Genomic DNA, 21,464 nt, shown 5'->3' with positions numbered 1-21,464 from the left:
GAAGAAGCAGAATGAAAGAATATAATATGAATGAAACCAACATCATCAAAATGGGCACTGAAAAAGAAGTCGCTCTATATACAGATGATTTGCATGTATGGTATGGCGATAACGAAGCCATCAAAGGGGTAGATCTTGAATTTGAAAAAAACAAGATCACGGCTTTGATCGGACCATCAGGATGTGGGAAATCTACGTACCTTCGTTCGTTGAACCGGATGAATGATGGAATCGCTAATACGAAGATCACCGGAAAAATCATGTACAAAGAAGTTGATGTCAATGCACCGCAAATCGACGTTTACGAAATGCGTAAAAGAATCGGTATGGTGTTCCAACGTCCGAACCCATTTAGTAAATCGATCTATGACAATATCACGTTTGCACTGAAACAACACGGTGAGAAAAATAAACAAAAATTAGATGAAATCGTTGAAACGAGTTTGAAGCAAGCAGCGTTATGGGATCAAGTAAAAGACAGTTTACACAAAAGTGCCTTGGCACTTTCAGGTGGACAACAACAACGTCTATGTATCGCTCGTGCGATCGCAATGAAACCTGACATCTTGTTGCTTGATGAACCAGCGAGTGCCTTAGATCCGATCTCAACAGGGACGGTAGAAGAAACATTAGTCAATTTAAAAGAAGATTATACGATCATCATTGTAACGCACAATATGCAACAAGCTGCCCGTATCAGTGATTATACTGCTTTCTTCTATCTTGGAAATGTGATCGAGTATGACAAGACGAACAAGATATTTACTAGACCAAAGATTCAGGCAACCGAAGACTATGTGTCCGGTCATTTTGGTTAAGACGGAGGACTTGCTATGACAAAAGAAATTATCTCATCAAAAGATCTTCATCTGTATTATGGGGAAAAAGAAGCCTTGAAAGGCATTGATCTAAGTTTCAATAAAGGCGAGATCACGGCGATGATCGGGCCATCTGGTTGTGGGAAATCAACTTATTTACGTTCATTGAACCGTATGAACGATTTGATCCCAGGTGTGACGATCACTGGTAGTGTGGTTTATAAAGGCAAAGATATCTACAGTCCTAAAACGGATATCGTTGGCCTACGTAAAGAAATCGGCATGGTGTTCCAACAACCAAATCCTTTCCCTTTTTCCATCTATGAAAATGTCATCTATGGATTGAAGATCAAAGGGGAAAAAGACAAAAAAGTTTTAGACCAAGTAGTCGAAGAAAGTTTGAAAGCAGCATCTGTGTGGGAAGATGTTAAAGATAAACTGCATAAAAGTGCGTTGTCTTTATCCGGCGGACAACAACAACGTGTTTGTATCGCCCGTGTGTTGGCAGTCAATCCCGACATTATTTTGCTAGATGAGCCAACAAGTGCCCTAGATCCGGTTTCTACTGGTAAAATAGAAAGTATGTTGTTAGAGTTAAGAGAACGCTACACAATGATCATCGTGACACATAATATGTCACAAGCATCACGTATCTCAGATAAAACAGCCTTCTTTTTAGATGGCAATTTGATTGAATTCAACAATACGAAAAAAATATTTATGAATCCAGAGAAAAAAGAAACCGAAGATTACATCTCAGGACGATTCGGATAAGGAGGAAAGAGGATGTTACGAACACAATTTGAAGAAGAATTATTGAACCTTCATAATCAATTTTACGAAATGGGAATGATGGTCAGTAATGCCGTGCATAAATCAGTGCGCTCTTACACAAAACACGACAAGGTTCTTGCAAAAGAAGTGATTGAAAATGACATTTTGATCAATGATATGGAAACACGCTTAGAGAAAAAAAGCTTTGAAATGATTGCTTTACAACAACCAGTGACGACCGATCTACGGACGATCATCACAGTGATGAAAGCAAGTTCAGATCTAGAGCGTATGGCTGACCATGCTGTATCGATCGCCAAATCAACGATTCGTCTTAAAGGAGAAACACGAATTCCTGAAATCGAAAAAGAAATCTCTGATATGTCAGATTATGTCAAAAAAATGGTAGATAACGTCTTAGTCGCATATGTCAAAACAGATGAGAAAGACGCACGTACGATTGCAAACATGGACCATCGTGTCAACGAATCGTTCAATCGCATCTACAATGCAACGATCAAAAACATGCAATCCAATCCGGAAACAGTGATCAGTGGAACAGACTATGTGAACGTGGCAAGTTATTTAGAACGTATCGGTGACTACGTAACAAACATCTGTGAATGGATCGTGTATCTAGCCACAGGTAAAATCACTGAGTTGAACACAAACCATAACGAAGAGTCTAATCAACGATAAAAAGCATCAATTGATTTTTATCAAATGCTGAGCAGGATTTCTGAGAGATAAAAGCCAACCTCCGAAAATAGAGTCCTATTTTTGGAGGTTGGCTTTTACATTAAGTAGGGAATGATTATTTGTAATTTGGTGATGACTGATGCTCATTGTTGACCATTTTATAAATTTCATGAATCTTGGACATAAGTGTCTTGTGCCCTTAAAACTGAAAAAATGGTGTGCAAGAAGCTGACTACTTCTTTTACAACCTATGATAAACGGTGTTCAAGAAGCAACACTTCGGACATAAGGCAAAAAAATCAAAAATGAAAAAGCCATTTTCAATTTTCTTGCCTTATGCCTTAGTGCTAAACGCTTCTTTCACAACCCAGATAAACGGTGTTCAAGAAGTAGCTCCTTCAGAAATAAGCGGGAAGCCCCAAAAATTTGAAGAACAATTTTCGGTTCTTCCCGCTTATTTCTCGGAGCTGACCACTTCTTTCACAACCTATGAAAGGAAGGCGTATGCAGAATAAAATTCGATTATTGATCAAATGTTTGATCCTTTGTAGTTGTTTCCTCGCCGCATGGGCAATCCAAAACACGACATTTTGGTATGAAGAACCAATCATGCAAGTCCAGCAAGCTTCGATAGAAGAGGAACAACAAGTGATCAAAGGGGAATTAATGAATACAGAAGCGAAAGGAACGATTCTTACTCTGGCTGTTCCGTATCAAGAAAATCAAATCGAACACGCGAAAGTCCAACCTGATCAACTTTATCTCGTAAGAAAAATCGGGGATGAATGGCAAATAATGAGCAAAAAGAATGATGGTTGGATGTTTCTTTTTACAAGTTTATTTATATGTGCGTTACTATTCATCGGCGGCAAAGCAGGGGTGTTCACTTTGGTCAGCGTGGGTCTCAATCTCTTTTTACTGATATTCCTTCTGCAAGGCTTCACACAGACACAAGGAATATCATTAGTTATGACGAGTATGCTTTTTGTCTTTTTAGGGACGATCATCGGTGTTTTTGCGTTAGATGGTTGGCAAAAAAGCGGACTGGTAAAAATCGTAGCGACTATTAGTAGTGTAGGTATCGCATTTCTAATTTGTTTATTGGTAATGGAATACTTAAATGATAATGGCTTGCGTTATGAGGAAATGAGCTACTTGACTCGACCTTATCGTTCCGTTTTTTTGGCTAGTTTATTAGTCGGAATGACCGGTGGTGTGTTGGATACGGTCGTAACTGTCACGACGACTTTGGATGAATTGGTGAGCAAACAGCCAAACCTAACCATGAAACGATTGTGGCAGTCCGGTCAAATGGTCGGGCAAGATGTGATCGGCTCGATGACCAATATTTTACTATTCGTTTATATTAGCGGCACGATCCCCATGTTACTTGTTTACTTTAGTAACGGTTGGCCTTTGAGAGATGCAATTGAATTGCATCTTTCGTTGGAATTGTTACGGGTGATCAGCGGGAGTCTGGGAATCGTCCTTTCGATTCCGATCTCCCTCTTGTGTTACTTAGGTCATTTGAACTATCGGAGGGCGAGTCGATGAATGTACTATTATTATTGACACTTCTTTTAGTGCTTTTGATTTTTTTAGTGGGAGGCAAAAATGGTCTGTATACGATTTTAGGATTGTTTGCCAATGTACTTTTGTTTTTTCTCTTATTGCTTCTTTACCATTTTCGTTTGCCAGTATTGCCAAGTGCTGTAGGTATCTTTTTATTGATCACTTGTGTGACGTTGTTTTTTGTTAACGGCTATAACTTAAAGATGAAAGCAGCATTTGTTAGTGTAGTATTCTTTCTAGTTGTCTTTTTATTCGTGACGCCACTTTTATCTGAATTGGCGATACAAGGTTTTACAAGAATCGAATTAGATGAGCTGACAGGTTTTGATTTACATGTGTCATTGGATTTTCTCGCATTGACCCGGGCGATTTTATTGATCAGTGTGAGCGGGGCAGTCTTAGATGCAAGTGTATCGATCGCCAGTGCGACCTATGAGGTATACCTTGCAAATCCAGTACAAACCTATCGTGAGTTAGTAAGATCAAGTCTGCGGATCGGCAGAAAAATCTTAGCGACCACAGTGACGACATTGGTCTTTGCTTTTATGGGAAATTGTTTAGCGCTGATTTTATGGTTTATCGATCTAGAATTATCTTTTGGACAATTGATCAACGAAAAAACGTTCGTTTTAGAATATGTAACAGTAATGATCACGACAAGTGCAGCAATCCTTGTTTTACCGATAACATCAGTCATTTCTTCATTTTTTTTCACTCGGCAAGAAAAATCATCCTAAGAATGAGAGAAAGTTACAACTTAAGTCCTATGACTTTTTCTTCAAACCATTGCATAATATGTATGTAAGGAAAAGCTTGCAAACAATTTTTGCTATAAGGAGGCAATTTCCATGAAAGAAAGAGAACGTATTTTAGAACTAGTTAAAAAGGGCATCCTTTCAACAGAAGAAGGCTTAGACCTATTGGAGAGTATGGCAACTGAAAAAGACGAAAAGCAAATCGCAAAAGAGGCAGATCGTGTACATGCTAATCATAAAGAAACAGATGAAGCGAGTCGCTTGATCGATGAACTTGAAAATGGCAGAGCTGAACGTGAAACGGTAGAAGCAGATCCAAAACAAAAAGAACAAGAAGATCAAGAAAATCTAGAAAAAATCTTAGATGAGTTGGCAACTGAAGCAAACAAAGCTTCTGCTCACTTGGATGAAGTCAACGCAAAACTTTTTGAAAATAAAATTGCACGCAATGAAAAACAGGAAACATTGATGCAATTGAATACAAAAGAAGAGTTAGATCAATTGTCTGAAGAAGAGTTAGCACAACGCCAACAACTTGAACAAGAAATCAAAGAACTAGAAGAAGCTGGCGATCTTTTATCAGAAGAACGCATCAAGCTTGAAGCTGAGTTGAAAGATATCCGTAAAAATCAGTGGAACGAGAAAAAAGATACGTTTTCTGAAAAATTTGACTTACCAGAAGATTGGAAAGAACAAGCCAACGATACGTTGAACCAAGTTGGCGAGAAAATGACTGAAGCTGGAACGCAGTTAGGTAAATTCTTAAAGAAAACCTTCCAAACTGTATCTGTAACAGTCAATGACAATATGGAATGGAAAGATGTCAGCTTACGTGTACCTGGAATCGCTACGACTAAATTCGAGCATGAATTTTACTACAGCGCACCACAAGCAAGTATCATCGACATCAAAGCAGCAAACGGAAACGTGACTGTGAAGACTTGGGATAGCGAAGACGTAAAAGTGGAAGCGAAAATCAAGCTTTATGGAAAAATGGGTGCTGAGCCTTATGAAGCATTTGCTGAACGTAGCCAGATCGAAGTCAACGATGAACACATTTCGTTCCAAATCCCGAACAAACGCGTGCGTGCTGATCTAGTTTTCTACTTACCAAAACGCACATACGACCACACAGCAATCAAATTGCTAAATGGTAATATCCAAGTTGAAGATTTAGATGTCAAAGATATTTACATGAAATCAACGAATGGGAATATCGTGGTTGATCAAATGGCCGCAACGATGCTTGAGATTGGTGGAGTAAATGGGAATATTGACGTACGTAATGGCGATATCTTAGATTCCATCATTGAAACTGTCAATGGCACAGTTACTTTTGGGGCAACACCTGAAAACTTAGCGATTTCATTAGTCAATGGCGATGTTCGCTTGACTGTAAGAGAAGATCGTTTGAAAAAAATCGAAGCAAGCTCAGTCAACGGGAACGTAAAAGTTGCATTGCCAACGACTATCGGCATGGACGGACATGCAAAAACTAGCCTAGGTAGTATCAATAGTCGTCTTTCTGACTATGAAGTGATCCGTGAAAAGAAAGAGCGCACGAATCAAATGTTAGAATTCCGTCGTCTTTCTGAAAATGAAATGGCGAATATCCAATTGTCTACGACAACAGGTAGCATCTATCTAAAAGACACAGATAAATAATTTCTTTCGCTTCGACTTTCTGAAAAGGGGAAGCTCGAAGCGAAAATCGTACTTATATGAATCAAAAAGATTTACGATTCAATAAATCTTTTGAAGTAAGATTGTCAGACCAGTTTTCTTCCATTAAAATAGTAGAACAGAGGTGAAAGATAATGAGAAAAAAGTTGACAAAATCAAATAAAAATATCGTATTGACTGGTACTTTAGCAGGGATCGCTGAATATATCGGTATTGACCCAACAGTAGTACGTGTAATCTACGTATTTTTAAGTTTAGTTGCATTTGGAAGCCCGATTATTTTATATATTCTGTTGGCTTTACTTGTGCCGTCAGGAAAAAGAGATTCACGACGTTATGGACATGACAACGATTATTATCAAAAAAATAACTACAGAGAACAAACCAATAAACGAAAAGAGGCAGAGAAAATCAACGATGACGAATGGAGTGACTTTTAATGTCTTATCTTCAACGTATTGTTGTTAGTACGCTGACGTTTATCTCTCTGGCAGTCATCTTTCCAAATATGATTTTTGTAAATAGTATTTGGACGGCAGTCGTGGCTAGTTTTGTTCTTTCTGTATTGAATCTATTGATCAGACCGTTTATCATGTTTTTTTCCATCCCGATTACTTTATTGACTTTCGGCTTGTTCACTTTTGTTATCAACGCACTGATTTTACAAATGACCTCCTTCTTTGTCGGAGCAGCTAATTTCAGCTTTTCGTCATTTGGCTCAGCGTTGGTGATTGCAGTGATCATGTCATTCGTAAATATCGTGGTGAGTAAACGGAATTTCGACAAGAACCATTAGAAAACAATGCAAAGAACATTGTATCATCATAGAATAAGACAAATGAGGAAGTGGCAAATGTCGCTTCCTCTTATTATTTAGTGGAGTTTTAATAGCGCTTTCTTCTTTAACGACTGATAGAAAAAACGAGTGTAATGAAAAGGATATCCTTTGTTCTTTTTATTGGTAGTACTTTTTTCGATAGAATGATAAAATAAAAGAGAACAGTTTAATAGAAATGAGGGTACACGAATGGCAGAAATGGTAAAAGTTAGCCAATTAGTAGAAAAACTATCATTAGAAATCGTCACTGGTGACGAGCAAAGTTTAAATCGTGTCATCGTAACTGGTGATATCTCCAGACCTGGTTTGGAATTGACCGGTTATTTTAATTATTATTCTCATGATCGACTACAGTTATTTGGGAGTAAAGAAATCAGCTTCGCAGAACGTATGATGCCAGAAGAGCGTTTAATGATCATGCGTCGCTTATGTAGTGAAGATATGCCAGCATTTATCATCTCTAGAGGATTAGCTGCGCCAGAAGAAATGATCCAAGCAGCAAATGAACACGGGATGGCAGTCTTGCGCTCGCCAATTTCAACTTCACGGTTGCTAGGTGAGCTATCAAGTTATTTAGATGGACGATTAGCACCTAGGACAAGTGTTCACGGTGTATTAGTCGATGTCTATGGGTTGGGTGTCTTGATCCAAGGAGATAGTGGCATCGGGAAAAGTGAAACGGCATTAGAGTTGATCAAAAGAGGCCATCGTTTGATTGCAGATGATCGAGTAGATGTCTATCAACAAGATGAACTGACCGTTATTGGTGAACCACCAAAGATCCTTGAACATTTGATTGAGATCCGTGGCATCGGGATCATTGATGTAATGAATCTTTTTGGAGCTAGTGCAGTCAGAGGTTCGATGCAAGTCCAATTAGCTGTCTACTTGGAAGCTTGGGCGAAAGATAAAAAATATGATCGTTTAGGTTCTGAAGATACCTCTGTTGAAATTGCAGAAGTTGGGATTCCACAAATCAAGATCCCTGTGAAAACCGGACGAAATGTCGCAATCATTATTGAAGTTGCTGCGATGAATTTCCGTGCAAAAACAATGGGATTCGATGCAACGAAAACATTTGAAGAAAGATTGAGCCGTTTGATCGAAGAAAATTCAGGCGGACAATAATACCAAGGAGTGAAAGCATGGTTGCACAAATCAATCGGGTCGCCTTTGACCTTTTAGGAATCCCTATTTACTGGTACGCGTTGATCATTGTTTCAGGCATCATCATTGCCATGTGGTTAAGCAGCCGTGAAGCAGTAAGAGTTGGAATGAAAGCCGAAGATGTCACTGACTTTATGTTATGGGGATTACCCCTTTCGATCATCGGAGCGCGTTTGTATTATATATTATTCGACTTGCCACAATATATCGAAAATCCCATCCAGATATTCAATATTCGCTCAGGTGGCTTAGCGATTTATGGCGGTTTGATCGCTGGTGGAATCACGTTATATTTTTATACCAAATATCACTTTATTGATATTTGGACATTCTTAGATGTTGCGGCACCAAGTGTTTTGTTAGCACAAGCAATCGGACGTTGGGGGAATTTCATGAATCATGAAGCATTCGGCCCAGATACAACGAGAAGTTTTTTAGAAAGCTTATACTTGCCAAATTTTATCATCGACAATATGTATATCGATGGCATTTACCGCCAGCCAACGTTTCTTTATGAATCGTTGTGGAGTCTTGTTGGCGTGATCATTCTCTTGCTGTTACGAAAGAAAACCCATCTTTTGAAAAAAGGAGAAGTCGCACTTGTTTATTTGATGTGGTATAGTTTTGGTCGTTTCTTCATCGAAGGTCTGAGAACGGATAGTCTTTACCTCTTTGATGTGATTCGAGTATCGCAGCTTCTATCCGCTGTACTTTTCATCGGAGCGATCGTGCTATTCATTTTACGTCGAAAAAAAGGAAATGTACCGGATTACGACCGATCTTTAGGGAAAAATCAATTGATTATCTAAGGTCCAAGTCGAAAAAAATGAAAAAATTTGCAGGAGTGGTAAAATGAGATATAGGGTAGCGGTTTTAGGTGCTGGCTCGTGGGGAACAGCATTAGCACAAGTGCTAGCTGAAAATGGTCATGACGTTCGACTCTGGGGGCATCGTGCCTCACAGATCACTGAAATCAATCAAAAGCATACCAATGAGCGTTATTTGCCAAATCACCAATTGCCCGAATCGATCATTGCTTATACAGACATGGCTGAGGCAGTTTCTGATGTAGACGCTGTGTTGTTCGTAGTACCAACCAAAGCGATTCGTTCTGTCAGTCAGGACCTTGTCCAAGTATTGCAGACAAAACCAGTGATCATCCATGCAAGTAAAGGCTTGGAACAAGGCACACACAAGCGGATCTCTGAAATATTAGCAGAAGAGATCCCAGCAGAAAAAAGACAAGCGATTGCTGTCTTATCTGGTCCAAGTCACGCTGAAGAAGTGGCTCGTCGGGATATCACGACGATCACGGCAGCAAGTACAGAAGCAACAGCTGCTCAATTTGTTCAAACATTGTTTTTGAATCATTATTTCCGCATCTATACGAATCCTGATGTTATTGGGGTTGAAATGGGTGCCGCTTTGAAAAACATCATTGCTATTGGAGCGGGTGCAATCCATGGACTAGGTTTTGGTGATAATGCCAAAGCGGCTATCATGACAAGGGGATTAGCTGAAATCAGCCGCTTAGGTGTCGCAATGGGCGCGGATCCTCTGACTTTCATAGGACTAAGCGGTGTCGGAGATTTGATCGTCACCTGTACAAGTATCCACTCAAGAAATTGGCGTGCTGGTAATCTCCTTGGACAAGGCCATGAGTTAAACGAAGTCTTGGACAATATGGGCATGGTCGTGGAAGGTGTGCAGACCACACGAGCAGCTAAAGAATTAGCTGAGACCATGGGGATCGAGATGCCGATCACTCAAACGATTTATGAAGTGCTGTATGAGCACAAAAACATAAATGAAGCAGCAACAGAAATCATGTTGCGCGATGGCAAACAAGAGAATGAATTTCACTAACATTTTTAAGGGAGAGAAAAAAATGAAAGTAAAAAAAGCAGTTATTCCAGCAGCAGGTTTAGGAACAAGATTTTTACCTGCAACAAAAGCGATGGCAAAAGAAATGTTACCGATCGTTGATAAACCAACGATTCAGTTTATCGTAGAAGAAGCGTTGAAATCAGGAATTGAAGATATCTTGATCGTCACTGGAAAAGCAAAACGTCCAATCGAAGATCATTTTGACTCAAATATTGAATTGGAAACGAACTTAGGCGAAAAAGGAAAAACTGAATTATTGAAATTAGTTGAAGAAACAACTGACGTCAATCTTCATTTCATTCGTCAATCGCATCCTAAAGGGCTAGGACATGCTGTTTTACAAGCAAGAGCATTCATCGGGAATGAACCATTCGTTGTCATGTTAGGCGATGACATCATGGAAGATGAGATTCCATTGACACAACAATTGATCGATGACTACGAGCGTACACATGCATCAACGATCGCCGTTATGCAAGTACCACATAAAGATACGTCTAAATATGGGATCATCAATCCAGGAGAAGAATTAGAAGACGGTTTATTCAATGTAAAAGATTTTGTTGAAAAACCTGAACCAAGTAAAGCACCAAGTGATTTAGCAATTATTGGACGCTATTTATTGACACCAGAGATTTTTGATGTGTTAGCAGAACAAAAACCAGGTGCAGGTAACGAGATCCAATTGACAGATGCAATCGATACATTGAATAAAACACAACGCGTTTTCGCTCGTAAGTTTACTGGAAAACGTTATGATGTGGGCGATAAATTTGGCTTTATGAAAACGAGCATCGAATATGGATTGACGCATCCAGAAGTGGGTGGACCATTAAAAGAATATATCATGTCATTAGGTAAGTCTTTAGCAGCAGAGGCTCCTACATCTTTAAATAAACCAACAGAAACTTCTCAAGCAACCGACAAAAAATAAACAAGCGAGATGCTTCAGCTGCTGATCAAACTGTAGGTAGTTGAAGCGTTTTGCTATTTTATATTTGTTTAAAAAATACGAAAATGCTATCCTTATAGCAAGAAGAGGAGAAGGGGGCTTGATTATGACAGTTGGAGAAATTGCTGGCTTGATTGCAGCAATTGCTTTTGCGATACTCGTGGTCTTTCTAGTACGCGTATTGATTCGATTAGCAAAAACGATTGAAAAAGCGGAACAAACCGTAAATGAAGCAAACACAACGATCGAAGTCGTTACAAAGGATGTTGATCTTTTATCGAGGCAAGTCGAGGGCTTGTTAGTAAAAAGTAACGAATTGTTGAATGATATCAATGGAAAAGTAGCAACGATCGATCCTTTATTTACAGCTGTCGCTGATTTGAGCGAGAGCGTGTCAGAATTGAATTCTTCAAGTAGAAACATCGTAACGAAAGTCGGTGGCATCGGGAAAACAACAGCAAAAGCAACTGTTGCCGGAAAAGTCGGTGGTACTGCAATGAAATTCTTCAAACATAAAAAAACAACAACAGACACGACAGGAGGAAAATAATCATGGCAAAAAAAGGTGGATTTTTACTAGGTGCAGTGATTGGTGGGACAGCAGCAGCGGTGGCAGCTTTATTACTTGCACCAAAATCAGGTAAAGAATTACGTGATGAATTAGCAGCACAAGCAGATGATTTTCTAGATATGGCTTCTGATTATACAGATATGGCAAAAGAAAAATCAACTGAATTTACAAGCATTGCAAAAGAAAAAGCACACGATCTTTCACAACAAGCTGGCGACTTAGCTGGCAATGTAAAACAAACAGTTTCAGACGCTACAGCAGATGCAGGAGATGAATCTGAAGATATTTTAGTTACATTGAAAGAACAATCAGCTGATCTATCTGATCGCTTCAAAAAATCTGCTGCTGACTTAGGCGACACTGCGGCATCTGCTAAAGACGATATCTTGATCGATGTCAAAGATACAGCAGACCAAGCGGGTAGCACGATCAAAGAAGGTATCGAAGAAGCGAAACCAGTTGCCGAAGATGCAAAAATCTTGTCTGAGATGGCAAAAGAAGATGCAGCGAGTGCAAAAGAAGACTTAAAAGATACGTTTAAATAAGCGAGAGTAACCAGTAAAAGCAAAAAGGCGCGATCAGATAGCCATCTGTTTCGTGCTTTTTTTTACTCTTCTATCATGAAGTTAAGGAAGGAGTTTGATGATGTTTGAAATCAAGAAAAGCGATATTGAAAAAAACGAAAAGAAAATCATTGCAGTATTGAACGAGCAATATACGCAATCTTTTACTGGAAATGAACCCTTAACAGCGAAGACAATTTCGATCAGTGCCATCAAGGATGAAAAATGGCTCGGAGGAGCAGTGGCATCTTTATTTGGGAATACCTTGCACCTCTCATTGCTCGGTGTAGAACAATCGCACCGTCATGAAAGCATCGGCTCACGATTGATCGAAGCCGTTCAACAAGAAGCCATGGAAAATCAATGCCTGTATATGACGGTCAATACCCAAGATTATCAGGCACGAAGATTCTATGAAAAATACGGTTTTGACGTATTTGCTTCGGTCGAAGATATGCCTTTTGTGGGGACGACAAAATTTTACTTGAAGAAACAATTATCAAGTCAATAGCAAAAACCGAGTACGTGATGAATCAGATATTTCTCATTGAAAAAAAGCGATGATCCCCGAAAATAGTTTCCTATTTTTTGGGATCATCGCTTTTTTTAGGAGAAACTATTTTCTCAAGTTCTACCTTAATACTCGGAGCTGAACGGCTTTCTCACAACCTAGATAAACGGTGTTCGAAAGCCAGCCCCTTCAATAGTAAGTCGAAACGTGAAAAAATATGGAAAGCTATTTTCCCACGTTCCGCCTTACTATTCGGAGCTGAACGGCTTTCTCACAACCTTACTCCACTACTAATAATTCTTTTGGTGTTGTTGTAAATGGCACGCAGCCGTTGCTTGTGACATAGACGCAATCTTCGATTCTTACGCCGACTTGATCTGGGATGTAAATACCAGGTTCCAATGAAAAACACATGCCTTCTTCAATCACTAGATCATTGCCAGCTACAAGGGATGGATATTCATGGACAGTCGTGCCGATTCCGTGTCCTAAACGATGATTGAAATATTCGTCGTAGCCATAGCTTTCAATCACGTTTCGAGCGATTTGATCGAGTTCAGCGGCTGTTATCCCGGGACGAACTGCTTCTTGTGCTGCTAATTGTGCTTCAAGTGTGATCTGATAGATTTTCTCTTGAAATTCCGTTGGCTTGTGGTAGGCAACAGTTCGGGTGGCATCACTGCAATAGCCATCCCATACGACGCCTAGATCAAATAGGACCAGTTCATTGGGTTGGATCGTCGTGCTGCCAGGAGTTCCATGAGGGCTTGCGGCATTTGTCCCAGCTAAGACCAATGTATCAAAAGACATTTGAGAAACACCTTGTTTTTTTAATTGATATTCGATTTCAGCGATGATTGCTTGTTCTGTGACACCTTCTTTAATCGAACGAAAACCAATCTCAAAAGCAACATCTGCCCATTTTCCTGCGGCAATCAATTGATCTTTTTCTTTTGTTGTTTTGATCAATTGTAATCGTTGGATAGCAGGAGTCAGATCAGCATACTGAACAGTACCTGTCATTTGTTGTGATAACGCATCAAAGCGGTCAACCGTCAACGCATTTTTTTCGATCCCGATTGTTTTAAGTTGTGGATAACGTGTGCGGATCTCCTGACCGATCAAGACCCAAGGATCTTCACTATCAAGGTAACCACGTACATCATAAGACCAACTGCTATTTTGCGCATCTTCTACTTCTAAAGCTGGCGTGAATAAGAAAGGATCTTGCTCAAGTGGCAGGAACAGCGCGAGGACACGCTCATGTGGCTCACTTTCATAGCCGGAAAAATAGGCGATATGACCTGGATCACTGATATAAGCAAGGTCGATTTGTTTTTGGGCCATCCATTGGCGTAATTCGTTGATTTTTTCAAGATTCATTTAGACATCCTTCTTTCACATTTATGACATGTTTCGATAATTCATTGTACCACTCTTATAAAAAAAGACCAATTGACTAAAAGTGAAAAAGGTGTTTTTTTTCATGAAAACGCTAGTAAAACGGTTGCAATTTCTGTCAATCTTTGATATCCTGTTTTAGAAATGTAAATCGTATTTTCAGAAAAGATATAAAAACAGAATAGGAGAACAACGATGGAAAAACAAACTATCACTATTTATGACGTAGCGAGAGAGGCAAATGTTTCGATGGCTACTGTTTCACGTGTTGTCAATGGGAACCCAAATGTAAAACCTGCGACACGAAAAAAAGTATTGGAAGTTATTGATCGCTTAGATTATCGTCCAAATGCTGTCGCTCGTGGACTTGCAAGTAAAAAAACAACAACTGTTGGGGTTATTATCCCAGATGTCAGCAATATGTTCTTTGCTTCATTAGCACGTGGGATCGATGATGTTGCGACAATGTACAAATATAATATCATCTTGGCAAATTCAGACGGAAATGATCAAAAAGAAGTGAACGTATTAAACAACTTGTTAGCAAAACAAGTGGACGGCGTGATCTTCATGGGTCACCATATCACAGATGAAATCCGTGGTGAGTTCTCACGTTCAAAAACTCCTGTTGTTTTAGCTGGTTCGATCGATCCAGACGAGCAAGTAGGTAGTGTCAATATCGACTATACTTCAGCAACAAAAGATGCAGTGACTAAATTAGCTAAAAATGGCAACAAAAAAATTGCTTTTGTCAGTGGTGCATTGATTGATCCAATCAACGGGCAAAACCGTTTGAAAGGCTACAAAGAAGCATTAAAAGAAAACGGTCTGACTTACAGCGAAGGATTGATCTTTGAATCAAGCTATAATTTCAGAGATGGCTTGTCATTAGTCAATCGCATCTACAACAGTGGGGCAACTGCTGTTTATGTTACTGATGATGAATTAGCAATCGGTATTTTAGATGGCTTGATCGACCGCGGTGTGAAAGTGCCAGAAGAATTTGAGATCATCACAAGCAACAACTCATTATTAACAGAAGTTGCTCGTCCACGTTTGACAAGTATTACTCAACCATTGTATGACTTAGGTGCAGTATCGATGCGTCTATTGACAAAAATGATGAACAAAGAAGAAGTGGAAGAAAAAACGATCATCTTACCATATGGAATCGAAGAAAAAGGTTCTACAAAATAAGACGGTTGAGTTAGCGTTCAAAAGATTTATTTCTTAAAAACGATGATCAAAGTGGCTGAAATGACAAAAAGTTCATTTCAGCCACTTTTTTGTGTGAAAATAGAAGTGGGTTTCTGCTGTTTCCATAAAGAAAAACAAAAAAATGAGTCTGATTTTGACGTGTTTGATCAAAATCAGACTCATTTTATTTTGAGAAAGAGTAGTTACCTTAGACTTTTTTAATCGTCGTCTTTGTCGTCATCTTTGTTCTGTGGATTTTCACGTTCAAATGTGCCGACAGTGTTCCAGTAATCTTTATAGTTCTCATCCGTTCCACCTACACCAAATTTGAAGGTGCTTTTCTCAGGACCGTCTTTTGCCCAAAGTGATTCGACAGTTTTGCTCGGTGTATTGATGGATCTGCGGTCAACTGTTACTTTTCCAGGTAATTGTCCTGTAAAGGCAGCGACATCTTCTTTCTTCACATCAGAAGCGAGTGAGAATTTCTGATCAGTACCGAAAATCGACGGGTTGACTTGATACACTTGATTGATCAAGTTTGCGAGATATTTTGAAGAACGGAATCTCGCTTGAGAATCCATTCCGGTGTTATCGTCGTGTCCAGCCCAGCTACTGATCGTGATAGACGGTGTGGAAACAACTAACCAAGAATCACGGAATTCATTCGTTGATCCAGTCTTACCGATCCAGTCCGCTTGACCTAAACTTCCATTAAGGCTAGAGATATCATCTTTGAATGGTGTAGTGATCTTTTCATCGATGACGCTACGCATCATGTCATTGACGATCGAAGCAGCCGCTTCAGAAAAGACACGTACTGGTTTGTGTTCGTGCTGATAAATGACATTTCCATCGTTATCAGTGATCGAATCAATGATATATGCTTGCTGGAATTCACCATTGTTTGCTAATGTTTGGAAGCCATTGGTTTGTTGAAGCGTCGTTACATCAACTGTTCCAAGTGGTGCAGATTCAACGCCCCAGTTGGCATTTGTTGGATAGTTCATTTTTGATAAATATGTTTCATATGCGTATTGCTTTGAGCCACCATTATTCAAAACGTCTTGATATAAGTGGTAGGCAGGAATATTGTTCGACCATTCCAATGATTCACGCACTGTTTGGAAGGTATTTGAACCTTTGTTTGTCGCATTAACGATGTCTTCACCGGCATTCGCGCCTTCTTGCCAAGTGGTTTCATAATCAGAAACACGTGATTCAGAACCAACTAAGCCCATATCGATCGCTGGACCATAAACGAGCATCGGTTTGATCGATGAACCTGCTTGTCTTTGAGTATCAAAAGCATGATTATTTTGATTCAATGCATAATTACGACCACCGACAAAACCATACACGCGGCCTGTTTTATTGTCCATCAGAACGTTACCAGTCTCAACAGGAGTACCTCTTCCGTCATCAAGTAAGTAACCAAAATTGGCAACGCCTGCTTGCATCGCTTCATAGATGTCTTTGTCGATCGTTGAATGGATCGTGTAGCCTTGATTTTGGATCGTTTGTTCTGCGCGTTGATAGTATGCATTGTAGACATCTGCATCAGAAAGATCTGCTTCGTCTTTTTCTCCTAATTGTCTCGCAATGATATCTGTCGCAGCATTCATCACTGTGTAATATAAGAAGTCGCGGTCACTTTGTTCTGCCACTTGTTGACCTAAGAAATCTTGGGTTAAGTCATAGGCTTTTGCTTCTTCATATTCTTCTTTCGTGATTTGGTGTTCACGGTACATGCTAAATAGCACGATGTCTTTTCTTTCTAAACCAGCAGATAGGTCTTCTTTCAATGCCCCTGTATTTGTGTACGGGCTGTAAGTGATCGGACTTTGTGGTAAGCCTGCGATAAATGCGGCTTGCGGTAAAGATAAATCACTCGCATTGACGCCGAAGATCCCTTGTGCAGCTTCTTGGACACCGGCAATATTTTGTCCTTTATTGTTTCTTCCAAAAGGCGAGACATTCAAATAAGTTGAAATAATCTCATCTTTTGTAAAGTGCTTCTCGACTTGAGCAGCTAACAAAATCTCATTTGCTTTACGTTTGAAGGTTGTTTCATCAGTCAAGATCTGTTGTTTCACTAACTGCTGTGTCAGTGTCGATCCACCGGATGAACCAATCCCAGTTGCTTCAGAGAAGAGCGCTCGGATCACTGCTTTAGGAACATAGCCTTTATGCTCTTCGAAATATTCATCTTCTGTGCTGATGATCGCAGATTTTAAATAAGGAGACATTTGATCTGAAGGCACAGTTGTACGCATCAAATCAGTTTGGATCGTCGAAATCTCTGTATTGTCAGCATAGACAAGTTTTGATGTTTCGGTTATATTGCCTAGCTCAGATTGTAACTCAGATTTGGAAGGAAGCTTTGTATCTTCAACTAGATACGCAAAATAGCCGGCGCCAACTCCCACACCTAATGCAGCGAATAGAATGATAAGAACCATGATAAAAACGGTTAATGATTGAAAAACGCGAAAAATGACCTTAGGAACAAACCACTTTTCTTTTGTTCGTCGTGCTTGTTTTCTTCGTGTATTATTACGTGGCAAAGGTTTCACCTCAACTAATGGTTTTATTTCGCTAATTATAGCAAATAATAGAACAAAAAAACAGACATGGCTTTTTTTCTGCTATTTTCGAATACTGATTTTGAGAAAATATTAATGAATACCATGGTTATTTTACTTATGCTCCGAGCAATGGACAGTTTTCAAACTTTTCTTTCAAATCAGTTTCAGTTAAGATAAAAGTAGAGTGAGAAAATCCATTCACTGAGCGACCAGCCGAGAGGGCTTTATAGGAGGTAACACGATGTTATTAGGTTCACATGTCAGCATGAGCGGTAAAAAGATGTTATTAGGTGCAGCAGAAGAAGCAGCGAGTTATGGGGCTTCTACATTTATGATCTATACGGGGGCACCACAAAATACCCGAAGAAAATCAATTGAAGAAATGAATATTGAAGCTGGAACAAAATATATGGAAGAAAATGGTCTGACAAATATAGTAGTCCATGCACCGTATATCATCAATTTAGGAAATACAACCAAACCAGAGATGTTTCCTTTTGCTGTCCAGTTTTTAAGAGAAGAGATCGTTCGAGCGGAAGCATTAGGTGCTACTCAGATCACTTTACATCCAGGTGCCCATGTCGGTGCTGGTGCAGAGGCAGGGATCGCAAGGATCATTGAAGGCCTAAACGAAGTCTTGACGAAAGAACAGACCGCTCAGATCGCTTTGGAGACGATGGCGGGAAAAGGTACAGAGATCGGCCGTACATTTGAAGAATTGGCACAGATCATTGATGGCGTGACATTGAATGAAAAACTGTCAGTGACCTTTGATACATGCCATACCAACGATGCCGGTTATGATGTGGCAAACGATTTTTATGGCGTAATGGAAACGTTCGATAAAGTAATCGGCTTAGATCGTTTAAAAGTCTTACACATCAATGATTCAAAAAATCCACAAGGTTCACATAAAGATCGCCATGCCAATATTGGATTTGGTACGATCGGCTTTGACGCCTTGAATAAAATCGTCCATGAGCCGATGTTCAAAGATGTTTCAAAGATCCTTGAAACACCATATGTGGGTAAAGATAAAAAATTAGCCTATGCGCCTTATGGCAAAGAAATCGCAATGTTCAAAGCTGAAAGCTTTGATCCGGAAGTATTCCCAGAATTATTAGCAGATGTAGAAGCCTGATCAGTCAGTAAAGTGTAATCTTACTGGAAAAAGTTCAGACAAAGAAAAAAGCCTAGGTAACCAAAAATGTCTAAACATATTTTTGGCTATCTAAGCTTTTTTTATTTAGTTTAAAAACAGCTGATCAAGACAACTCTTGTAATCGTTCGGCATAGCGTTTATTTCCCTTATAAAGATCCACGATCGTCCAAGCGAGTAAAGCGAGAACAGCCACGATGATGATGTAAGCGATCCGATCAGCAAGGGCGATAGACGCACTGGAAGCTTGATCGCCGAAAAAGGCTTCGATTTGTCCAGGGAGACCACGTAAGTTTAGGTACGTCAAACTGATAACGGAAAACCAGCCGAGTATTTTGACGATGAGTGAATTTTTGAAACGATTGCCCATTTCTGCTTGGCTGTTAGTCATCATCAATAAAGGAATCATTGAAAAAGGTAAAGCAAAGGCTAAGAAAACTTGAGATTCATTCATTAGATTGTTCAATGCTGTATGTTCTTCGATCGTACCTTTTGAGCTGGTGAACAAGACACAAAGAAGTACTGGGATGACGGATAATAGTCGAGTCACTAAGCGACGCAACCAAATCGGCATACGCATATGGATAAAGCCTTCCATGATGACTTGTCCAGTCAAGGTACCGGTAATCGTTGAATTTTGACCGGAAGCAAGCAGTGCCACTGCGAATAAGGTCGATAAAATCCCGGATTTTGCTACGGCGATCAAGACACCGTTACTCATGGCAGAAGGATCAGAGAGTGCTTCATACAAGCCGAAGAATGATGGGTCTTGTACGGCGCCAGTTTTAAAGACCGCAACCCCCATGATCAACAGTAAAGCATTGACAACGAAAGCCATTGTCAATTGAATATTTGAATCCCAAGTGGAGAAACGGACGGCTCTTGCAATATCTTCTGGATCTTTTCGATCGATCTCTCGTGTTTGAGAAACAGCAGAATGTAAATAAAGATTGTGGGGCATCACTGTCGCACCGATGATCCCTAAAGCGCCTGTCAAGGGTGTTTCTCCGCCGATTTTTGGTTCTTCCGCAAATGTTTGGCTGTTAGGAATAAATCCTTTGAACAAACTAGCCCAATCAGGATTTGAAAGAGCGACTTGATAGACAAAGACAAACAGGATAACGAAAATCAAACAAACGACTAATGCTTCGATTTTCCGAAAACCGATCTTTGTCAAAAGGAGCAAGACAAAGACATCCAAAACAGTAATAAAGACAGCGATTGCCAAAGGAATATCAAACAATAAATAAAGAGCGATTGCGGCACCGATGACTTCGGCGATATCTGTAGCCATGATCGCTAACTCTGTTAAAATCCAGAGAATGACGCCTAATGTTTTGCTTGTCCGAGCGCGTATCGCTTGTGCCAAATCCATTTGGCTAACGATCCCAAGTTTGGCAGCCATATATTGTAGCAACATGGCAATCAAACTGGACATCAGGATGACTGACATCAATAAGTATTGAAAATTTTGTCCGCCGGTGATCGAGGTTGACCAATTGCCGGGGTCCATATAACCGACTGCGACGAGTGCGCCGGGGCCGGAATAAGCAAGCAAAGTCCGAAAGAAACTTTTTCCTTTTGGCACTTTGACTGTGCCGTTTACTTCTGAAAGGGATAACCCATTAGTATGTTCGATCCATTTATGATTCTTTTCGTGATTCTTCAAAGGAAAACCACCTTTCTATTTCTTTTCGAATTCATTCTACACCCAGAAACAAAAAAATAAAAGAAAAAAATTCGGTTAACCTAAAAATTAAATGTGGCTTACTTTCTAAATCAGGTCTTTTTGGATAATCATGAAATAAAAATGACTTTTTTTACATATTATTAAGAAAACGCCTTTCTTTTTTTTGTAAGTTTTAGTAGAATGTATCATTGAGAGCAATTAGGAAAAGGAAAGGAGAGATTTACATGGTATCAACAGGAATCGTTGTACTTATTGCAGTTATTGCATTATTAATCGGCGCAGTCGGTGGATTCTTTCTTGCGCGTAAATATATGAAAGATTACTTAGAAAAAAATCCTCCCGTTAATGAGGAAATGTTAAGATCAATGATGATGTCTATGGGGCAAAAACCATCTGAAAAGAAAATTCGTCAGATGATGCAACAGATGAAGAACCAAGGGAAGAAGTAGGTTCTTGACCGACAACATCAAAAAGCGGGCTGATTGATTTCAGCTCGCTTTTTTCTTTTTCTCAAAATGAGAAAAGCGCATTCATTTACGCCGTTAAGCAATTATTTTATAAAAGTATGATGATCAGATTTTTTCGATTGTGATCAACGATATCAGAGGACGCAATTCGACCTCTGAAGTAAAATGAAATTTT

Annotated in this window: 21 protein-coding genes; 18 read left to right on the top strand and 3 right to left on the bottom strand. The window is 39.6% G+C overall.

Annotated features, from left to right (window positions below; translation table 11 throughout):
• Positions 1–11: 11 nt before the first annotated feature.
• The 15 genes from pstB (DOK79_RS00380) to DOK79_RS00310 all read left to right on the top strand — a co-directional run bounded on the left by pstB (DOK79_RS00380) (position 12) and on the right by DOK79_RS00310 (position 12,790).
• Complete coding sequence (gene pstB, locus DOK79_RS00380; RefSeq protein ID WP_206853665.1) at positions 12–818, top strand: phosphate ABC transporter ATP-binding protein PstB; 807 nt, start codon at positions 12–14, stop codon at positions 816–818.
• Positions 819–833: 15 nt separating this feature from the next.
• Complete coding sequence (gene pstB, locus DOK79_RS00375; RefSeq protein WP_206853667.1) at positions 834–1,592, top strand: phosphate ABC transporter ATP-binding protein PstB; 759 nt, start codon at positions 834–836, stop codon at positions 1,590–1,592.
• Positions 1,593–1,604: 12 nt separating this feature from the next.
• Entirely contained in the window at positions 1,605–2,291 is a 687-nt protein-coding gene (gene phoU, locus DOK79_RS00370) for a phosphate signaling complex protein PhoU (RefSeq protein ID WP_206853669.1), read from the top strand.
• Positions 2,292–2,795: 504 nt separating this feature from the next.
• Positions 2,796–3,845: a YibE/F family protein gene (locus DOK79_RS00365; RefSeq protein ID WP_206853670.1), complete on the top strand. Its 1,050-nt coding sequence runs from the start codon at positions 2,796–2,798 to the stop codon at positions 3,843–3,845.
• Entirely contained in the window at positions 3,842–4,600 is a 759-nt protein-coding gene (locus DOK79_RS00360; protein ID WP_206853672.1) for a YibE/F family protein, read from the top strand. Before DOK79_RS00365 ends, DOK79_RS00360 begins: the two co-directional genes overlap by 4 nt.
• A 111-nt stretch (positions 4,601–4,711) precedes the next feature.
• On the top strand, positions 4,712–6,283 hold the full coding sequence (liaX, locus tag DOK79_RS00355) for a daptomycin-sensing surface protein LiaX (protein ID WP_206853684.1): 1,572 nt from the start codon (positions 4,712–4,714) through the stop codon (positions 6,281–6,283).
• A 152-nt stretch (positions 6,284–6,435) separates the two neighbouring features.
• A complete protein-coding gene (locus DOK79_RS00350) occupies positions 6,436–6,741 on the top strand; it encodes a PspC domain-containing protein (RefSeq protein WP_206853686.1) in 306 nt (101 codons plus the stop codon).
• Positions 6,741–7,097: a phage holin family protein gene (locus tag DOK79_RS00345; RefSeq protein WP_206853688.1), complete on the top strand. Its 357-nt coding sequence runs from the start codon at positions 6,741–6,743 to the stop codon at positions 7,095–7,097. Before DOK79_RS00350 ends, DOK79_RS00345 begins: the two co-directional genes overlap by 1 nt.
• A gap of 231 nt (positions 7,098–7,328) precedes the next feature.
• Complete coding sequence (hprK, locus tag DOK79_RS00340) at positions 7,329–8,267, top strand: HPr(Ser) kinase/phosphatase (protein ID WP_206853690.1); 939 nt, start codon at positions 7,329–7,331, stop codon at positions 8,265–8,267.
• A 17-nt stretch (positions 8,268–8,284) separates the two neighbouring features.
• Complete coding sequence (lgt, locus tag DOK79_RS00335; protein WP_206853692.1) at positions 8,285–9,115, top strand: prolipoprotein diacylglyceryl transferase; 831 nt, start codon at positions 8,285–8,287, stop codon at positions 9,113–9,115.
• 43 nt (positions 9,116–9,158) lie between these two features.
• A complete protein-coding gene (locus tag DOK79_RS00330) occupies positions 9,159–10,172 on the top strand; it encodes an NAD(P)H-dependent glycerol-3-phosphate dehydrogenase (RefSeq protein WP_206853694.1) in 1,014 nt (337 codons plus the stop codon).
• Positions 10,173–10,194: 22 nt separating this feature from the next.
• Positions 10,195–11,127, top strand: coding sequence for a UTP--glucose-1-phosphate uridylyltransferase GalU (gene galU, locus DOK79_RS00325; RefSeq protein ID WP_206853696.1), 933 nt, complete (start codon positions 10,195–10,197; stop codon positions 11,125–11,127).
• A gap of 124 nt (positions 11,128–11,251) precedes the next feature.
• Complete coding sequence (locus DOK79_RS00320) at positions 11,252–11,695, top strand: DUF948 domain-containing protein (protein WP_206853699.1); 444 nt, start codon at positions 11,252–11,254, stop codon at positions 11,693–11,695.
• Between the two features lie 2 nt (positions 11,696–11,697).
• Positions 11,698–12,261 carry a YtxH domain-containing protein gene (locus DOK79_RS00315; RefSeq protein WP_206853702.1) on the top strand — a complete coding sequence of 188 codons (564 nt, stop codon included), beginning with the start codon at positions 11,698–11,700 and terminating at the stop codon, positions 12,259–12,261.
• Positions 12,262–12,361: 100 nt separating this feature from the next.
• Positions 12,362–12,790 carry a GNAT family N-acetyltransferase gene (locus tag DOK79_RS00310; protein ID WP_206853757.1) on the top strand — a complete coding sequence of 143 codons (429 nt, stop codon included), beginning with the start codon at positions 12,362–12,364 and terminating at the stop codon, positions 12,788–12,790.
• Positions 12,791–13,069: 279 nt separating this feature from the next.
• On the opposite strand, the gene DOK79_RS00305 is transcribed toward DOK79_RS00310, so the two are convergent.
• Positions 13,070–14,173: an aminopeptidase P family protein gene (locus DOK79_RS00305; protein WP_206853705.1), complete on the bottom strand. Its 1,104-nt coding sequence runs from the start codon at positions 14,171–14,173 to the stop codon at positions 13,070–13,072.
• 213 nt (positions 14,174–14,386) lie between these two features.
• On the opposite strand from DOK79_RS00305, the gene ccpA reads away from it, so the two are divergent.
• Positions 14,387–15,388, top strand: coding sequence for a catabolite control protein A (gene ccpA / locus DOK79_RS00300; protein WP_206853708.1), 1,002 nt, complete (start codon positions 14,387–14,389; stop codon positions 15,386–15,388).
• A 218-nt stretch (positions 15,389–15,606) separates the two neighbouring features.
• Here ccpA and DOK79_RS00295 read toward each other — a convergent pair whose 3' ends face one another.
• Positions 15,607–17,952, bottom strand: a complete 2,346-nt coding sequence (locus tag DOK79_RS00295; protein WP_206853711.1) for a transglycosylase domain-containing protein — start codon at positions 17,950–17,952, stop codon at positions 15,607–15,609.
• 262 nt (positions 17,953–18,214) lie between these two features.
• Between DOK79_RS00295 and DOK79_RS00290 the strand changes: the two genes are divergently transcribed.
• Positions 18,215–19,114 carry a deoxyribonuclease IV gene (locus DOK79_RS00290; protein WP_206853714.1) on the top strand — a complete coding sequence of 300 codons (900 nt, stop codon included), beginning with the start codon at positions 18,215–18,217 and terminating at the stop codon, positions 19,112–19,114.
• 124 nt (positions 19,115–19,238) lie between these two features.
• On the opposite strand, the gene DOK79_RS00285 is transcribed toward DOK79_RS00290, so the two are convergent.
• A complete protein-coding gene (locus tag DOK79_RS00285; protein ID WP_206853715.1) occupies positions 19,239–20,801 on the bottom strand; it encodes an Nramp family divalent metal transporter in 1,563 nt (520 codons plus the stop codon).
• Positions 20,802–21,046: 245 nt separating this feature from the next.
• Between DOK79_RS00285 and DOK79_RS00280 the strand changes: the two genes are divergently transcribed.
• Positions 21,047–21,271: a YneF family protein gene (locus DOK79_RS00280; protein ID WP_206853717.1), complete on the top strand. Its 225-nt coding sequence runs from the start codon at positions 21,047–21,049 to the stop codon at positions 21,269–21,271.
• Positions 21,272–21,464 lie beyond the last annotated feature (193 nt).

This window comes from Enterococcus sp. DIV1094 (assembly GCF_017316305.2).
In the GTDB taxonomy this organism is placed as follows: domain Bacteria; phylum Bacillota; class Bacilli; order Lactobacillales; family Enterococcaceae; genus Enterococcus_B; species Enterococcus_B mangumiae.
Note: the sequence above shows the minus strand (reverse complement) of the source record. Positions and strands in the feature narration are given on the sequence as shown.

Excerpts from the sequence above, each read along its gene's own strand:
- galU (WP_206853696.1), top strand. The coding sequence starts at position 10,195 with ATGAAAGTAAAAAAAGCAGTTATTCCAGCAGCAGGTTTAGGAACAAGA.
- liaX (WP_206853684.1), top strand. The coding sequence starts at position 4,712 with ATGAAAGAAAGAGAACGTATTTTAGAACTAGTTAAAAAGGGCATCCTT.
- DOK79_RS00305 (WP_206853705.1), bottom strand. The coding sequence starts at position 14,173 with ATGAATCTTGAAAAAATCAACGAATTACGCCAATGGATGGCCCAAAAA.
- DOK79_RS00345 (WP_206853688.1), top strand. The coding sequence starts at position 6,741 with ATGTCTTATCTTCAACGTATTGTTGTTAGTACGCTGACGTTTATCTCT.
- phoU (WP_206853669.1), top strand. The coding sequence starts at position 1,605 with ATGTTACGAACACAATTTGAAGAAGAATTATTGAACCTTCATAATCAA.
- ccpA (WP_206853708.1), top strand. The coding sequence starts at position 14,387 with ATGGAAAAACAAACTATCACTATTTATGACGTAGCGAGAGAGGCAAAT.
- hprK (WP_206853690.1), top strand. The coding sequence starts at position 7,329 with ATGGCAGAAATGGTAAAAGTTAGCCAATTAGTAGAAAAACTATCATTA.
- DOK79_RS00350 (WP_206853686.1), top strand. The coding sequence starts at position 6,436 with ATGAGAAAAAAGTTGACAAAATCAAATAAAAATATCGTATTGACTGGT.
- DOK79_RS00365 (WP_206853670.1), top strand. The coding sequence starts at position 2,796 with ATGCAGAATAAAATTCGATTATTGATCAAATGTTTGATCCTTTGTAGT.
- DOK79_RS00360 (WP_206853672.1), top strand. The coding sequence starts at position 3,842 with ATGAATGTACTATTATTATTGACACTTCTTTTAGTGCTTTTGATTTTT.
- DOK79_RS00290 (WP_206853714.1), top strand. The coding sequence starts at position 18,215 with ATGTTATTAGGTTCACATGTCAGCATGAGCGGTAAAAAGATGTTATTA.
- pstB (WP_206853665.1), top strand. The coding sequence starts at position 12 with ATGAAAGAATATAATATGAATGAAACCAACATCATCAAAATGGGCACT.
- DOK79_RS00280 (WP_206853717.1), top strand. The coding sequence starts at position 21,047 with ATGGTATCAACAGGAATCGTTGTACTTATTGCAGTTATTGCATTATTA.
- DOK79_RS00315 (WP_206853702.1), top strand. The coding sequence starts at position 11,698 with ATGGCAAAAAAAGGTGGATTTTTACTAGGTGCAGTGATTGGTGGGACA.
- DOK79_RS00310 (WP_206853757.1), top strand. The coding sequence starts at position 12,362 with ATGTTTGAAATCAAGAAAAGCGATATTGAAAAAAACGAAAAGAAAATC.
- pstB (WP_206853667.1), top strand. The coding sequence starts at position 834 with ATGACAAAAGAAATTATCTCATCAAAAGATCTTCATCTGTATTATGGG.
- DOK79_RS00320 (WP_206853699.1), top strand. The coding sequence starts at position 11,252 with ATGACAGTTGGAGAAATTGCTGGCTTGATTGCAGCAATTGCTTTTGCG.
- DOK79_RS00330 (WP_206853694.1), top strand. The coding sequence starts at position 9,159 with ATGAGATATAGGGTAGCGGTTTTAGGTGCTGGCTCGTGGGGAACAGCA.
- lgt (WP_206853692.1), top strand. The coding sequence starts at position 8,285 with ATGGTTGCACAAATCAATCGGGTCGCCTTTGACCTTTTAGGAATCCCT.